This window comes from Faecalispora sporosphaeroides DSM 1294 (assembly GCA_000383295.1).
Taxonomy (GTDB): Bacteria; Bacillota; Clostridia; order Oscillospirales; family Acutalibacteraceae; genus Faecalispora; species Faecalispora sporosphaeroides.
In genome coordinates this window covers 455664-471622 of sequence record KB911066.1, presented here as the reverse complement: position 1 = coordinate 471622, position 15959 = coordinate 455664, and the positions used below count along the sequence as shown (strand labels likewise).

The following is a 15959-nucleotide window of genomic DNA, read 5'->3' as shown; positions in this document are numbered from 1 at the left end:
GTTCCTGAAGAAAAATAAGCGCGCGACGGCCGCCCGATTTGGGGTCAGAACGGGCGGAACAGACCGCCGCCGTTCTTTCTGCGGGCATAACCGATCCTCGGGGTTAATATAAATTCCAAAGAGAGGGCAAACGCCCGAACGGGATTTTTGGGGAATGGATGTGCTACTATGGCGAAAGCTTCCCGCAGGAAGAGCCAGAGCTTTTTACACGGCGCTTTGATTCTGACCGCAAGCGTTTTAATCGTAAAACTGATCGGCGCCCTGTTCAAGGTGCCGCTGACCTGGGTCATCACCGAGGATGGCTTGGGATATTTCAACACGGCCTATAATTTTTACGGGCCGATTTACAGCCTGGCTACGGCCGGGTTCCCAATCGCGATTTCGCGCCTCGTTTCTGAAAGCTGCACCCGCGGCGCTTACCGGGATATCCGGCGCATCCACCGCGCGTCGGCCCCGATCTTTATCGGCACCGGAACGGTTGGCTTCGCGCTGATGGTGTTCGGTGCGGCCGCCTACGCGAGGATCATCGGCAACGAAAGCGCCCTGCCCGCGCTGTACACGCTGGCTCCGGCGATTTTGTTCAGCTGTTTAACCGCCATTTATCGGGGATACTATGAAGGTCTGCGGAATATGTATCCCACCGCAATTTCGGAAATCATCGAAGCGCTGAGCAAGCTGACGGTCGGGCTTTCCGCCGCTTGCCTGATCCTGCATCGGGGAATGAAGGAATACGAGGCCCTTGGCACGGTGTTCGGTGTGGCCGCCGCTTCGCGCGATTACGCGAGGAGCGCGGTGCTGCCCTACGCCGCCGCGGGCGCGATCCTTGGCGTGACGGTCGGCTCGGCGTTGAGCTTTCTGTTCCTGTTCTGCCGCCACAGACTGCTCGGCGACGGCATTACGGAAGAGAACCTGAAAAATTCCCCGCCGCCGCGCAGCATGCGCAAAACGGTATCCCGCCTGGTGAGAACGGCGGTTCCCATCGGTGTGGGGGCCATGGCGGTCAATGTGGCCGCCATGGTGGACACCACCTTTTTGCAGACCCGGATACACAATGTCATGGAGCAAAATCCGCAGGTATTACTTTCCATGTATCAGGGAATGATACCACAAATCAATATAGAAGCACATACCGTCCCGAATTTTCTGTTCGGCTGCTTCTCCATGGCGCTCACGCTGTTCATGCTGGTGCCGGCCGTCACGCAGGCGTTTGGCATCAGCGCGCTGCCCAACGTGACCGCCGCGTATACGCGCGGGGAGAAAACGCACCTGAAAAAGAGCATGGAGGCGGTTCTGCGGGTCACCGCACTGTTCAGCATCCCCGCAGGCATGGGCCTTGCCGTAATGGCCGGGCCGGTGGCGCGCCTGGTGTTCGGTGCGCGCCCCTCTTTGCCCATTACCTCCCATGTTCTGGTCATCATGGGGGTCGGCGCGATTTTCGCGTCGTTCAGCACACCGGTCAACAGCATGCTGCAGGCGGTCGGCCGGGTCGATCTGCCCGTAAAGCTTCTGGCGGTCGGGCTCACGATCAAGGTGGCGCTCAATTATTTTCTGGTGGGAATCCCCCAAATCAATGTGCTGGGCGCCGGCGCGGGCACGCTGGCCTGCTATTTCTTCCTCACGGTGGCGGCGCTGACCTGCCTGTGCCGCGAGACCGGAATCCTGCCGGATTTTCTCTCGATTTTCGGCAAGCCGCTCATCGCGTCGATCCTGTGCTGCGCCGCCGCGTGGTCGGCCCGCGGTCTTCTTTCGCATGTTCTTACAGAGAATCTCTCTACCCTGGGCGGAGTGGGCGCGGCGGTGCTGGTTTATTCGCTTTCGCTGCTGTGTTTGCGCGCAATTTGTCGCGATGACATTTTGATGCTCCCGAACGGGCAAAAAATTGCAAAAATACTTGAAAAACATGGATGGATAAGGTAATATAGTACTAGTTTTCGCCGGCTATATTCCAGGAAAGGACCTGTCAGGTTGGATTTTCAAAGAAAAGAAACTTATACGATTGAGGACCTGCTGCAAATCGTCAGAATTCTCCGTTCGCCCGGGGGATGCCCCTGGGACCGGGAGCAGACACATCACAGCATCCGCGCCTGCCTGATTGAAGAAACGTATGAGGCGGTCGAGGCCATCGACACCGAGGATACGGAGCTTCTAAAGGAAGAACTGGGTGATGTGCTGCTTCAGGTAGTGTTCCATGCAGATTTGGAAGCTGAGGCAGGCAGGTTCGATTTTGACCAGGTTGCCGACGGCATCTGTAAAAAGCTGATTGTTCGGCATCCCCACGTGTTTGGGGATGTCCACGTTCAGGATTCCGCGGAGGTTCTCAAAAACTGGGATGCCATCAAAAAAAGCACCAAGCACCAGTCCACTCAGGCTCAGGTGTTGGAAAGCGTTTCGCCCGCACTGCCGGCGCTGATGCGCAGCGCCAAGGTGCAGCAGAAAGCGGCAAAATCGGGGTATGACTTTGCCGATGTCTGGCAGACGCTGCAAAAGGTGGAGGAAGAAACCGCGGAACTGAAGGAGGCGATCCGGAAGGGTAATGCGCAGGACTGCCGGCAGGAGGTCGGAGACCTTTTGTTTTCGGTGGTAAATGCGGCCCGGCACCTGAAAACGGAACCGGAGCAGGCGCTGACTGTTTCCTGCAACAAATTCATCGCGCGTTTTACCGCGGCGGAGGAGTTGGCAAAGGAAAGGGGACAGCGGCTGGACGCTTTGTCGCCTGAAGAGTTGGACAGGCTTTGGGATGAAGTAAAACAGCGTACCATTCCCCAGCTGGAAAACCAGACTGAAAAATAAAATTTTGGAGGTAACAAATCTTATGAACAAAACAGAATTGATTTCTGCAGTGGCAGAGAAAGCCGCTATTTCCAAGAAAGACGCCGACAGCGCAGTGAACGCAGTGATCGATGTGATCATCGAGACCGTTGCGAAGGAGGAGAAAGTTCAGTTGGTTGGCTTCGGCACTTTCGAGGTTCGTTCCCGCAACGAAAGACAGGGCCGCGACCCCAGAACCAATTCTCCCATCACAATCCCCGCGTCTAAAATTCCGGCGTTCAAGGCCGGCAAGGCATTTAAGGATGCTACCGACAAATAAATTGTTTTCGATATTGAAGGCTGCGGACAGGCGTTTTGCGTTTGCCGTGGCCTTTTGTGTTACCGGCGGCGGGGTCTGTTGGAGCGCGTCTTTTTGCGCCGCGGGCGGAAGAAACGGCGGCCCCGGCTTCAATGGCCCTGCGGTAGATGGAAAAGGAGAAAATTTGTCTCATGAGATTGGATAAATATTTGAAGGTGTCCCGCCTGATCAAGCGGCGCACCGTTGCGAACGAAGCGTGCGACGCCGGGCGGGTGACGGTAAACGGCAAGGCTGCCCGCGCCTCTTACGAGGTGAAGGAGGGCGACGTGCTGGAGCTGCAGCTCGGCGCGCGCAGCCTGAAAGTGCGTGTGGTGCGGGTGAGCGAATACGCCCCCAAGGGGGAAGCGTCCGAAATGTACGAGGCGGTTTCCTGAACTGAGCCAGAATATGTCCCTTTGCGCCAGCATATATGTAGTATAGCCGCTTCCCCTGAAAAACCGGATTGGTTTGGGAGAGAAGCGGCTGTGGCCCAATCCTCTTTTGCGCCGGATCCCTCGCCCTTGCCGCGGGCGGGAAGCCCCGGGAAAAGCGGAATTGTGACATACTATACTGTCGGGAGGGTACGATCATGGCGGAAGAAAAGAAACCAGCAGCCAAAACGGTGCGCGTGCCGCACAGCCTGATTGTGGATAACAGAAAGACGCTTACGGCAACAGGAGTCTCGAATGTAGACAGCTTCGACGACCAGACGGTGGTGGCGTATACCGACCTTGGCGAAATCGTCATCCGCGGCCGGAACCTGCAGATCGGCAAGCTCAATACCGAAACCGGCGAGCTGACGATCACGGGGGAAATCTATTCCGTTACCTATACCGATCAAAAACCGAGCAGTGGGGGCGGTGTGTTCTCCAAGATGTTCCGATAGCGGGGTGATGGCGCTTTGGGTCTTACTCTGGAGGAGCAGGGCCAGGGCTTTTTGATGGCTCTGGCGGTTGGGTTCGCGCTCGGCGCGTTTTACGATGTGTTTCGCATTTTTCGGGTGTTTGCCCGCAGTGAAAAGCACCAGGTGATCTGGCAGGATATCTTTGTCTGCTTTGTCGCGGCCGTGGCCAGCTTTCTTCTGGCCCTCGCGGTGAATTGGGGAGAGGTTCGGTTTTATCTGCTGGCGGGCGAGGCCATCGGCATGTGCGTTTACTTTCTTACCCTCGGCGAAATCACCTTCCGTTTGGCGAAGCTTCTGCTGTGGATTTTAACGGCGATCAAGCGCTTTCTACTGCGCTGGATCCTCCGGCCGATCGGGCGTTTGTTCCGCCGGATCTTTCGCGGGGTGCGTGCTGTCTGCGTCAAAATCGCGAAAGTCACAACAAAACCCTTAAAATTTCGGAAGAAAAGAAAAAAATCGCTTGAAACCTCCCCGTCAGATAGTGTATAATCAACTATATAGATTCTGAATTTGCCCGATGACAGCGGACTGCAAAGAGGGGGGCTGTTTGAATTTATGAGGGTGCTGAAAGCAAAAAAAGAAAAAAAGAGCTTTTTGCTGCGGTTTGCCATCCTGGTATTTGCGGTTTACGCGGCGGTCGCCCTTGTGAACCAGCAGATGCAGATCAGTGAAAAGAAGCGGCAGCTGGCCGATTTAAAGCAGCAGATCAAAATTCAGGAGATCAAAAACGAGGACTTAAAACACAGCTTGTCCTCCGGCAGCGGCGTCAGTGACGAGTACATAGAGCGCGTTGTGCGGGAGGGGCTTGATTATGCCAAACCCGGCGAACGTGTTTTTGTAAATATTGCGGGGAATTAAAGGCTCTGAATTTAAGAGGAGGATATTATTACTGTATGCAACTTGAGGTAGGGACAATTCTTGAGGGAAAGGTTACTGGAATTACAAAGTTCGGCGCTTTTGTAGAGCTTCCCGAGGGCAAGACCGGGATGGTTCATATTTCCGAGGTAGCTCCGACCTTCGTGAAGGAAATCCGCGACTATGTAACGGAAAATCAGATGGTCAAGGTGAAGGTGCTGAGCATCAGCGATGATGGCAAGGTGAGCCTTTCCATGAAAAAGGCTGTTCCGCCGCCGCCTCGTGACAACGGCCCCGCCACGCGTCACTTTGCGCCGCGTTCTTCCGGGCCACGTCCTTCCGGACCTCGTTCCGCAGGCCGGCCGGGCAGCTACGAGTGGCAGGCGAGCAAGAAACCCGAAGCGTCCAGCTTTGAGGAAATGATGTCTCGGTTCAAGCAGTCCAGCGATGAAAAAATGTCCGACCTCAAAAGGTGCATTGATTCCAAGCGCGGCGGCTTTACCAAGCACGGCGGCTCATCCAAATAGAGCAGGCGGAGTGGTTACACTCCGCTTTTTTGTGCAATACTTTCAGGGGCTGATTGACGATACCGCAGCGCGACTTTCCGGTGCGAATGGATGAGAAACGGCGGCGGTTTCCCGTGCGCTTCAAAGCGATTCCGCTTTGAGTTTGCTCCATATAAAGCGGGGCGGCCCCGTTCCAATGCCCGGAATCCATGCGGTACGCGCGTTATGATCGCCGCGTCGCCCTGGCCGCCCCTGCTCTTTTAATATCCATCAATATCAATTTACAGACAAGCCCGGCGCTTTCCGGGCGTCTGTCCATTTTTGGAGGTAACACATGCTGATACAAAATGCAATGATTTATACGATGGCGGGCGACCCGATCCCGAACGGTTACCTGCTTGTGCGAGACGGCAAGATCGCCGCGGTGGGCCCCATGCCCGCGCCCGGTGCCGCGGGGGAAGAGGTGATCGATGCCGGCGGCGCCTCCCTCTACCCCGGCTTTGTGGACGCCCACACCCACCTTGGCATGTGGGAGGACGGCCTGACCTTTGAGGGCGACGACGGCAATGAGGATACCGACCCCGTCACGCCGCAGATGCGCGGCATCGACGCCGTGAACCCTCTCGACCGCTGTTTTGAGGAGGCATGCGCCGCGGGCGTGACCACGGTCGTCACCGGCCCGGGCAGCGCGAATCCCATCGGCGGGCAGCTGGCCGCGGTTAAAACGGCGGGTCGGCGGGTTGACAATATGGTTATCAAAGAGCCTGTGGCGATGAAAATGGCGCTGGGGGAAAACCCAAAATCCACGTACCACGGCAAAAGTCAAACGCCCTCCACCCGCATGGCCACGGCGGCCCTCATCCGCGAGGAGCTGTACAAGACCCGGCGCTACCTCACGGATCTGGAGCTTTCGCGCAAGGATGAGGACATCGATCCGCCGGAGTACGACATCAAATGCGAAGCGCTCATCCCGGTGCTGCGGCGTGAGCTGCAGGTGCATTTTCACGCGCACCGGGCCGACGATATTTTTACCGCCATGCGCTTGGGGCGCGAATTCGATCTCGATTACGTGATCATTCACGGAACGGACGGCTACCTGATTGCCGACGATCTGGCGGAGGAGAATGTGCCGGTGTTTTCCGGCCCTATCTTGTGCGATCGTTCCAAGCCCGAGCTGAAAAATCTGACGCCGGCATGCCCCGGCATCCTCCAAAAGCAGGGCATTCGCATTGCGATTGTCACGGATCACCCTGTCGTTCCGATACAGTACCTGCCGCTGTCCGCCGCGCTCGCGGTGCGCGAAGGGCTCGAGCGGGAAGAAGCGCTGCGCGCGATCACGATCAACCCCGCGCGCATCTGCCACATCGATAACCGCGTCGGCTCTCTGGAGCCGGGCAAGGACGCCGATTTCTCCCTGTTCCGCGCCGACCCGCTGCAGATCAGCACTAAGCCGGAAATGGTGTTCGTATCCGGCCGGCGGGTATTTTGATCCCGGGCTTTCACCAAGCCGGTAAAAAAGACGTTGCTTTTCATTCTTCTCTCCGCCTGCGGAGGGAGCGCGAAATGCATTTCCGCCGTTCGGCACGCGGATGAGAGTGTTCGATCCGCCCCCCGTGCGGCGCAGAGAAAAAGGAGTGTGAAGTATGAGAGAGGTTTCCGTTTCCCTGATCAGCGACGGGCTGCGCCAAATGTTTATTGAGGCGAACCGCGAGCTGTCCGGCGATCTGGAGAGCTGCATCCGCTGCTCGGTGCAGCAGGAGAGCAATCCTCTGGGAAAATCGATTTTGGAGGATTTGTGTGAAAATCTGGACGCCGCGCGGCGGCTGAACCTGCCCATCTGCCAGGATACCGGCATGGCGGTTGTGTTTGCGGAGATCGGGCAGGAGGTGCACCTCACCGGCGGCTCGTTTGAGGACGCTGTGAACGAGGGCGTGCGCCGCGGCTATGTGGAGGGCCTGCTCCGCTGCTCCGTGGTGGGCGATCCGCTGCGCCGCGTGAATACGGAGGATAATACCCCTGCCGTGTTGCACACCCGCATTGTGCCCGGCGACCGTGTGACGCTGACCGCCTGCCCCAAGGGCTTTGGCAGCGAGAACATGAGCCGCCTGAACATGATGACCCCGGCGGCCGGGCCGCAGCAGATGATCGATTTTGTCACGGAGACCGTCCGCCTCGCGGGAGGCAATCCCTGTCCGCCCGTCGTGCTGGGCGTCGGGATCGGCGGCGATTTCGAGCTGTGTGCGCAGCTGGCCAAAAAGGCGCTGTGCCGCCCGCTGGATGAGCCGAACCCCGACCCGTTTTACCGCCGGCTTGAGCAGGATATGCTCCGCGCGGTCAACGGGCTGAACGTCGGCCCGCAGGGCTTTGGCGGCGATGTGACCGCGCTGGCCGTGAATATCGAGACCTACGCAACACACATTGCCGGCCTGCCCGTTGCGGTCAATGTCGGCTGCCATGTGACCCGGCATAAAAAAATGATCATTTAAGATCGAACTACTTCTATTTTTTCGGTATTTATGTTATAATACTCCCAGAGGGTTCGGGTGAATTTTCAGGAATTTGTTCCGAAAACTCTGCGATTTCCATTTGCAAAGGAGATGCGTACATGAATATCACAATTATTGGACGTAAGGTCACACTGAAAGATCACTTCAAGAATCTGGCAACCAAAAAGCTTTCCCGTTTTGATAAGATCTTCGATGCGGACGCGGACGCTCATGTGGTGGTCACGCTGGAGCGCAACCGCCAGACGGTTGAAATCACAATCCGGAGCAAGGGCATGATTTATCGTGCGGAGGCTACCGATTTTGAAATGAACGACGCGCTGGATCAGGTCATCAGCGCTTTGGGCCGGCAGATCCGCAAGAACAAGACCCGCCTGGACAAGCAGATTCATTCCGCGGCGCTGGATCAGCTCGTAGCGGAGGTACCGGAAGAGGCCGAGCCTGCCGAGGTTGCCGAAGAAGAGGAATATCGGATTGTGCGCACCAAGCATTTCCCGGTGAAACCCCTTACCATTGAAGAAGCAATTCTGCAGATGAACCTGCTGGGGCACCAGTTTTATATGTTCCGCAACGGCGCCACAGGTGAGATCAACGTAGTTTATCAGCGCAAAAACGGCGATTACGGTTTATTGGAGCCGGACGCGGAATAATACAGAGTAGTCAGCGGGGGCCGCAGTCTGACGCGGCCCCCGTTTTATTTCCCGGGTAAAACAAAACATTTTTGCCCGCTATTTTTCAGATACGGAGAGAAACACAATGGATCAATTTCAACTGGTATGCCCCTGCGTGCTGGGCGTAGAAGGCCTGGTGGCGGAAGAACTGCGCGATATGGGCGCGCAGCAGGTAGAGCCCCAGAACGGCCGCGTGGTGTTCGCGGGCAGCGAAGAAATGCTGGCGCGCGCGAATCTCTGCTCCCGCTACAGCGAGCGGGTGCTCGTGCTGCTCGGCACGTTCCGTGCGGTCACTTTTGAACAGCTGTTTCAGGGGGTAAAGGCACTGCCCTGGGAGCAGTGGATCGGTAAGCTGGATAAGTTCCCGGTCAAAGGCCGCTCGCTCAGCTCTCAGCTTTCCAGCGTTCCGGACTGCCAGTCCATCATCAAAAAGGCCATTGTGGAGCGCCTGAAGATGAAATACCGCATCCCCTGGTTCGAGGAATCCGGCGACATGTATCAGGTGCAGTTTCTGATCTTAAAAGACACCGTCAGCGTGATGCTCGACACCAGCGGCGTGGGACTGCACAAGCGCGGCTACCGCCCCAACGCGGCGGAGGCCCCGATTAAGGAAACGCTGGCCGCGTCGATGGCGAAGCTGGCCCGCCTCTGGCCGGATTCCCACGTATACGACCCGTTCTGCGGCTCCGGAACGATTCTCATCGAATCGGCGCTGCTCGCGATGAACATTGCCCCCGGCCTGCAGCGGCGCTTTGCGGCGCAAAGCTGGAAGGGGGTCGACGAAAGCGTGTGGGTACGCGAGCGGGAGCGCGCGCAGGATCTGGTTCGGCGTGACAGCACCTTCCTCGCCACCGGCTACGACATCGACGGCGCGGCCGTTGCCCTGACGCTGGAAAACGCGAAAAAGGCCGGCGTCATTGCTCACATCCGGGCGGAGAAGCGCGATATCCGTGACTTTGCGGAGGAGGGTGAGCGCGGCTGCGTGATCTGCAACCCGCCCTACGGTGAGCGCCTGCTCGACCTGAGCCAGGCGGAGGAGCTGTACACGGCCATGGGGCAGCGCTTCGTTCCCAAACGCGGCTGGAGCTACCACATCATCAGCCCCGACGAAACGTTTGAAAGCTGCTTCGGCCGCCCCGCGGACAAGCGCCGCAAGCTGTATAACGGAATGATCAAATGCCAGCTGTACAGCTATTTTAAAGCGTAATCACAGAATTGGCGGCCCTGCGCGGCGGCAGTGCGTTTCTCTTTGGACAATCGGAGGAGAAAGCAGAGGCTTTTGGCGCGGATATACTTTTGATAAAATGTAAAATTCAGGAAAGACTACTTCCGGGAATCCACGGCGGGTTCCCGGATTTTTCTTGAGAACGTGCAATTGTAAAAAAATTGTGAAATTCCGTATTTTAGGAAAAAACCTCTTGATTTTTATGTGGACAGCGGCTAAAATAAGTCTTAGCACTCGGGGATATTGAGTGCTAAACCAAACCAATCATTTGATTTTTTATAAGGAGGAAATAGGAAATGACGATCAAACCACTTTCCGACAGAGTTCTGATTAAAATGGAAGAGGCGGAGGAAACCACAAAGAGCGGTATCCTGCTGGCCGGTTCCGCAAAAGAAAAGCCCCAGATCGCGTCCGTTATCGCGGTCGGCCCCGGCGGTATGGTAGACGGCAAAGAGGTTACCATGTACGTAAAGGTGGGCGATAAGGTTATCAGCAGCAAGTATGCCGGAACAGAAGTGAAGATCGACGGCGAAGAGTACACCATTGTACGGCAGTCGGATATTCTTGCTGTTGTGGAATGATTTTTCATTTTGATTCAGAAATTTAGGAGGAATGCAGTATGGCAAAGCAGATTATTTTCGACGTGGAAGCCAGAAAAGCTCTGATGAGCGGCGTAAACCAGTTGGCAGATACCGTTAAAATTACCTTGGGCCCGAAAGGCCGCAACGTGGTGCTCGATAAAAAGTTCGGCGCTCCGCTGATCACCAACGACGGCGTGACCATCGCAAAAGAGATTGAGCTGGAAGACGCGTTCGAGAACATGGGCGCACAGCTTGTCAAAGAGGTCGCGATCAAAACCAACGACGTGGCCGGCGACGGTACCACCACCGCTACCCTGCTGGCACAGGCTCTGGTTCGCGAGGGTATGAAGAATCTGGCGGCCGGCGCTAACCCCATGATCCTGCGCAAGGGAATGCAGAAGGCGGTTGACGCCGCTGTGAAAGCGATCATTGACAATTCCAAAAAGGTTTCCGGCTCCGACGATATCGCGAGAGTCGCTACCGTTTCCTCCGCGGATGAATTCATCGGCAAGCTGATCGCGGAAGCGATGGAAAAGGTCAGCTCCGACGGCGTAATCACTGTGGAAGAATCCAAGACTGCCGAGACATACTCCGAGGTTGTCGAGGGCATGCAGTTTGACCGCGGCTATATCACCCCCTATATGGTAACCGACACCAATAAGATGGAGGCCGTAATCGACGACGCCTATATCCTCATTACCGATAAGAAGATTTCCAACATTCAGGAGATTCTGCCCCTGCTCGAGAGCATCGTACAGTCCGGTAAGAAGCTTGTGATAATCGCCGAGGATATTGAGGGCGAGGCGCTGACCACCCTGATCCTCAACAAGCTGCGCGGCACCTTTACCTGCGTTGGCGTGAAGGCTCCCGGCTTTGGTGACAGAAGAAAAGAAATGCTGCGCGATATCGCTGTTCTCACCGGCGGCCAGGTAATCTCCGAGGAGCTCGGCCTGGAGCTGAAGGACACCACGATCGACCAGCTCGGCCGTGCCCGCCAGGTGAAGGTGGACAAAGAGAACACCATCATTGTGGACGGCGCAGGCAAGTCCGAAGAGATCAAGGACAGAGTCGCCCAGATCCGCGCTCAGCTCGAGACCACTACCTCCGACTTCGACCGTGAGAAGCTGCAGGAGCGCCTGGCGAAGCTGGCCGGCGGTGTTGCCGTCATCAAGGTCGGCGCCGCTACCGAAGTGGAAATGAAAGAGAAGAAGCTGCGCATTGAAGATGCTCTGGCGGCGACCAAGGCTGCCGTGGAAGAGGGCATCGTGGCCGGCGGCGGTGTTGCGTTCATCAACGCGATCCCCGCGGTGGAAAAGCTGCTGGAAAGCACGGACGGCGACGAAAAAACCGGCGTGCAGATCGTTCTGAAGGCTCTGGAAGAGCCCGTGCGTCAGATCGCTGTGAATGCCGGCCTCGAAGGTTCTGTCATCGTAGAGAACCTGAAGAAGGATAACAAGGTTGGTTACGGCTTTAACGCGCTGACCCAGGAGTACGGCGACATGATTAATGCAGGAATTGTCGATCCTACCAAGGTATCCCGTTCCGCTCTGCAGAACGCCGCTTCCATCGCGGCCATGATTCTGACCACCGAATCTCTGGTTGCCGATAAGAAAGAACCGGCGGCTGCTCCCGCAATGCCCGCAGACGGCGGCATGGGCGGCATGTATTAATAAATATTCTCCGTAAACAGGGTGATACCAAAAGGTATCACCCTGTTTCATTGTAAAGAAGGCTGTTGTGAAGGTACCTGAAATACAAAAAAGACTTTCGCTGCTGGGCAGACAATCTGTTTCTTTTGATATAGAATAAGCTTACAATCGGGTGTTTTTGAAAGTCTTTTATGCTTATATTGCTGGTGCGGAAAAACTGAAAGAGAGCATTGTGCATGATAAAAAAAGATAAAATTGAATTTCTTAACGATCGCAAAGTTGGAATTGTTGGTTGCGGTCATTTGGGGCAATCAATTGCCCTGTCACTCATAAAGAACGGACTGAAAAGAGAAACCCTTTTTCTTTCCAGTAGGGGAAATCCAAAGACTCAAAGTAGGTTACAAGCATTGGGACTGGCCCAAAATCTTAAGACAAATCAAGAAATATTTCAAAACGCGGGCATTATTTTAATCACAATAAGACCTCAGGATCTCCCGGAGCTGAAAAAAACAATGGTACCGGGAAAAGGACTGATTGTTTCTTGTATGGCGGGCGTTCCCATTTCATTAATCAATACCGCATTGAATGCACCGGTGTGTCGAATGATGTTTAGCGGGCCGGACACCATAGAACAGGAGAGTGGTGTAGCATCTATGTTCCCAGAGCACGAGGATTTGAAGCTGCTGTTGCGCTGCATGAATCTAACACATATCCGGTCGAAGAGTGAAAATGATCTGGATGTTTTTACTGCTGGAGTCTGTATGCCAGCAGCAATCTTAAAAGCAGGTCATCGGGATGAGGCGCAAAAGGCGATTTACGAAATCGCGGACGAATATCCTCTTTTTTCAGAGCTTTATCAATGGGCTGTCAGTGTGTTACCACACTTTCAAACACAAAAGGAGCAGAATCAATATATTGAAAAAATGGTCACAAAGGGGGGCGTTACAGAAGCAATTATCAATAGCCTGTGCAGCGGGGCTTCCTTTGATGCTGCCCTGCGTGCTGGAGTAAGCCGAACCAAACAGATTTCAAAAGAAATCCAACGATCAATCCTTTCCGGACTTCAAGATTAGACTGAATTGGAGGGAAGGCAGCAAGGGCCCCAAAGGGCTCTTGCTGCCTTCCAAAATTCTATGGATCATAAGAGAGGGATGAGCAGGTTCATTCCAAAAATCCAGTGCCGGTTTATTTCTTGACTGCCGTTTCGGCGGAAACGGATTTCGGCTCGGATTCCCGGTTTTCATTCCAGCAGTCGGTATCGTGAATTCCGATGCTGGGCGCGTAGAAATAGATTTTCTCTTTGCCCTGCTTTTTCTGCGCTTCGTAATCCTTTAAGACCTTGATGGCGGTGTTGGCCAGAATCATCAGTGCGGGGAAATTGAGCAGAACCATAATCGCCATGGTAAAGTCCGACAGATTCCAGGCGAGCTCCGCTTTCATCAGGCAGCCGACAAATACGGCAGCCACAATACTCAGCCGGAACAGCATGGAAGGAGCCCGGTGCCAAATATAATACACGTTGGTTTCAATATAATAGATGTTGCCGATGATGGTTCCGAACGCAAAGAACAGAACCGAAATAGAGACAAACCAAATGCCAAAGTCGCCAAACTGAGACTGTACGGCGGCCTGCACCAGAGGCATGGCGTAGCCCCCGTCCTTTCCTTCCCAAGAGACGCCGGGGCAGAGGATCAGCAGAGCGGTTGCGGTGCAGAGAATCAGAGTGTCGATGAAAACGGCCAGCATCTGTACCAAGCCCTGCTTTGCGGGGTGGGTGTCGTCCACCGTGCCCGCCGCGTTCGGCGCGCTGCCCATACCGGCTTCATTTGAATACAGACCGCGGCGCAGACCGATCGAAATTGCGGTGCCCGCAAATCCTCCGGAGATGGATTTGAAATCAAATGCCATCGAGAAAATCTGTGAGAACACATGGGGCAGATTCTTGATGTTCAGCGCAATAACCGCAAGGCTGACGACCAAAAAGCCGATTGCCATGATCGGAACAATCACCTCTGAAATTTTTGCAACGATCTTCTGGCCGCCAAATACGCCGTAAGCGGTCAGCAGAGCCATGAAAATGGCAACGCCGTAAGAGACCGCCGTGGAATCGCCGAAGTTCCGCTGAAAGGCGGCGGTAACCGCGTTGGCCTGCAGCATCTGAAAGCCGTAGGAAAACGTGATGATCAAAGACATTGCGAACACAACGCCGATCCAGCGGCGTTTGAATATTTTCACCAAATAGTACGAGGGGCCGCCCTGAAAACCGCCCTCGGGCGTTTTTACCTTATACAGCTGCGCCAGAGTGCTTTCCACAAAGGCGGAAGCGCCGCCAAGGGCCGCCGTCATCCACATCCAGAAAATGGCGCCGGGGCCGCCCAGAATAATAGCGGAGGCCACGCCGGTAATATTGCCTACCCCCAAACGGGAAGCGCACGAAACCATCAGGGCCTGAAAGCCCGAAACGGCCTCTTTGTTGTCACTTTCCTGAAACAGCAGCCGAATTCCCTCCTTTGCCATTCTAAACTGCACGACCCGTGTCCGAATGGAAAAGTAAACGCCGCTGAATAACAGTAAAACCAATAGAATACTGCCGTACAAAAAGCCGTTTGTCGTGTCGAGAAGTCTGTTCAGTTGATCTGCGAATACGCTCATATGTTTTTTACCCCTTCTTTTGTTTACACCGAAGTGCAAGTCTTATTTGCAAAATAGTGCAGGTTCAGTTTGCCGGACAAGTATTCCAGCATATGGATCCCGCCGATGCTGTTTCCCTTCTTGTTCAGAACCGGGCCATAGGTGGCGATTCCCATCCCTTGCTCCGCCGCCGCTACAATTCCACCTCCTACTCCGCTTTTGGATGGGATTCCCGCCTTTACCGCAAATTCACCGGATTCGTCGTACATGCCGCAGGTCAGCATCAGCGTTTTCACAATGCGCACGATCCACTCGTCTATCATTTGCCCGCCGGTGACGGGGTCCAGGCCGTCGTTGGCCAGAATCAGCGCGTAACGGGCCAGATCCTCCGTCGTTACCTCTACCGAGCACATCCGAAAGTACCGGTCCAATATCTGCTCCGGGTCGCCCTCCAGAATATGGTCGCTTTGCAGCAGGTAGGCGATCGAGCGGTTGCGCAGCCCCGAGTGCTTTTCAGAAAGGTAAACCTGTTCGTTCAGGCGGATGGCATCGTGAAAGCAAAGGCGGCGCACCAGATCCAGAAACGCCTCGAAGGGATCGGGCAGATCGATGCAGCCTACGGTGACGATTGCTCCGGCGTTGATCATGGGATTAAACGGGGGAAGCTGCTTGGATTCGAGCTGCACGATGCTGTCGAAGCAGTCGCCGGTAGGCTCCATTCCCACCTTGCTGAATACCTTTTCATAGCCGACGGTTTGAAGCGCCAGAATCAGCGAAAAGGTTTTGGCGATGCTCTGCATTGTAAACGGAACGTTCCAGTCGCCTGCGCGGCAGGTAGTGCCGTCCGGCAGAATCAGGCAGATTCCCAGATGCGAGGGGTCGGCCTTGGCCAGCTCGGGAATATAGTCGGCAACCTTACCGCGGGAAAGAAAGCTTCTGCCGTAGAGCAAAGCCTCCTGTAAAATAAGGTCAATGTCTTGTGGCATCATCATAGAATTACCCCTTGAATGCGATGTTTTTTATGGAATGTCATTATAATACCATGAAAACGGAAAAAAAGGTAATTCGCTTTGAGGATAATGTCTATAGCAAATCCATATAAGGGGAGCACCTATGGTTTTGCGGCATGCGGTATGCATTGTAAAGCGGGAAGAGCCCCTTGCCTTAGAGGGCAAAAAGGAAATCGTTTTCTCCAAAACAGGCTCTTTACAAACTTTACCAAATGTGATAGATATGAAATTGCGATATCGTCGATGAGCCTGAAAACCGGATGGCTTTCAGGCTGCGGGGGAAGTCCCGCGGCGCACTCTTCCGGTGCGAATGGGCG

The 15959-nt window shown here is 55.0% G+C and carries 17 protein-coding genes; 15 read left to right on the top strand and 2 right to left on the bottom strand.

The window, feature by feature from the left end; translation table 11 throughout:
* Positions 1-168: 168 nt before the first annotated feature.
* The 15 genes from G340_RS0102420 to G340_RS0102345 all read left to right on the top strand — a co-directional run bounded on the left by G340_RS0102420 (position 169) and on the right by G340_RS0102345 (position 13074).
* A complete protein-coding gene (locus G340_RS0102420; protein WP_020072063.1) occupies positions 169-1917 on the top strand; it encodes a putative polysaccharide biosynthesis protein in 1749 nt (582 codons plus the stop codon).
* 48 nt (positions 1918-1965) lie between these two features.
* On the top strand, positions 1966-2790 hold the full coding sequence (gene mazG / locus G340_RS0102415; RefSeq protein ID WP_020072062.1) for a nucleoside triphosphate pyrophosphohydrolase: 825 nt from the start codon (positions 1966-1968) through the stop codon (positions 2788-2790).
* Between the two features lie 22 nt (positions 2791-2812).
* Positions 2813-3088, top strand: coding sequence for an HU family DNA-binding protein (locus tag G340_RS0102410; RefSeq protein WP_027103825.1), 276 nt, complete (start codon positions 2813-2815; stop codon positions 3086-3088).
* Positions 3089-3258: 170 nt separating this feature from the next.
* Positions 3259-3501 carry an RNA-binding S4 domain-containing protein gene (locus G340_RS0102400; protein ID WP_020072059.1) on the top strand — a complete coding sequence of 81 codons (243 nt, stop codon included), beginning with the start codon at positions 3259-3261 and terminating at the stop codon, positions 3499-3501.
* 194 nt (positions 3502-3695) lie between these two features.
* Positions 3696-3992 carry a sporulation protein YabP gene (yabP, locus tag G340_RS0102395; RefSeq protein ID WP_020072058.1) on the top strand — a complete coding sequence of 99 codons (297 nt, stop codon included), beginning with the start codon at positions 3696-3698 and terminating at the stop codon, positions 3990-3992.
* Positions 3993-4007: 15 nt separating this feature from the next.
* Positions 4008-4499: a spore cortex biosynthesis protein YabQ gene (gene yabQ / locus G340_RS0102390; RefSeq protein ID WP_020072057.1), complete on the top strand. Its 492-nt coding sequence runs from the start codon at positions 4008-4010 to the stop codon at positions 4497-4499.
* 66 nt (positions 4500-4565) lie between these two features.
* Positions 4566-4868 (top strand): FtsB family cell division protein, encoded by a 303-nt coding sequence (locus tag G340_RS0102385; protein ID WP_020072056.1) that lies wholly within the window; start codon positions 4566-4568, stop codon positions 4866-4868.
* Between the two features lie 35 nt (positions 4869-4903).
* Positions 4904-5392: a S1 RNA-binding domain-containing protein gene (locus G340_RS0102380; protein WP_020072055.1), complete on the top strand. Its 489-nt coding sequence runs from the start codon at positions 4904-4906 to the stop codon at positions 5390-5392.
* A gap of 313 nt (positions 5393-5705) precedes the next feature.
* Positions 5706-6860: an amidohydrolase gene (locus G340_RS0102375; RefSeq protein ID WP_020072054.1), complete on the top strand. Its 1155-nt coding sequence runs from the start codon at positions 5706-5708 to the stop codon at positions 6858-6860.
* 154 nt (positions 6861-7014) lie between these two features.
* On the top strand, positions 7015-7857 hold the full coding sequence (locus G340_RS0102370; RefSeq protein WP_020072053.1) for a fumarate hydratase: 843 nt from the start codon (positions 7015-7017) through the stop codon (positions 7855-7857).
* Between the two features lie 119 nt (positions 7858-7976).
* Complete coding sequence (gene hpf, locus G340_RS0102365; protein WP_020072052.1) at positions 7977-8525, top strand: ribosome hibernation-promoting factor, HPF/YfiA family; 549 nt, start codon at positions 7977-7979, stop codon at positions 8523-8525.
* Positions 8526-8631: 106 nt separating this feature from the next.
* A complete protein-coding gene (locus G340_RS0102360) occupies positions 8632-9753 on the top strand; it encodes a THUMP domain-containing class I SAM-dependent RNA methyltransferase (RefSeq protein ID WP_020072051.1) in 1122 nt (373 codons plus the stop codon).
* Between the two features lie 314 nt (positions 9754-10067).
* Positions 10068-10352: a co-chaperone GroES gene (locus G340_RS0102355; protein WP_009065964.1), complete on the top strand. Its 285-nt coding sequence runs from the start codon at positions 10068-10070 to the stop codon at positions 10350-10352.
* Between the two features lie 38 nt (positions 10353-10390).
* Positions 10391-12022: a chaperonin GroEL gene (gene groL, locus G340_RS0102350; protein ID WP_020072050.1), complete on the top strand. Its 1632-nt coding sequence runs from the start codon at positions 10391-10393 to the stop codon at positions 12020-12022.
* 215 nt (positions 12023-12237) lie between these two features.
* Positions 12238-13074 carry a pyrroline-5-carboxylate reductase family protein gene (locus G340_RS0102345; protein ID WP_020072049.1) on the top strand — a complete coding sequence of 279 codons (837 nt, stop codon included), beginning with the start codon at positions 12238-12240 and terminating at the stop codon, positions 13072-13074.
* Positions 13075-13186: 112 nt separating this feature from the next.
* Here G340_RS0102345 and G340_RS0102340 read toward each other — a convergent pair whose 3' ends face one another.
* Positions 13187-14653, bottom strand: a complete 1467-nt coding sequence (locus G340_RS0102340; RefSeq protein ID WP_020072048.1) for an alanine/glycine:cation symporter family protein — start codon at positions 14651-14653, stop codon at positions 13187-13189.
* Between the two features lie 23 nt (positions 14654-14676).
* Positions 14677-15606 (bottom strand): glutaminase A, encoded by a 930-nt coding sequence (gene glsA, locus G340_RS0102335; RefSeq protein ID WP_407635351.1) that lies wholly within the window; start codon positions 15604-15606, stop codon positions 14677-14679.
* Between the last annotated feature and the right edge of the window lie 353 nt (positions 15607-15959).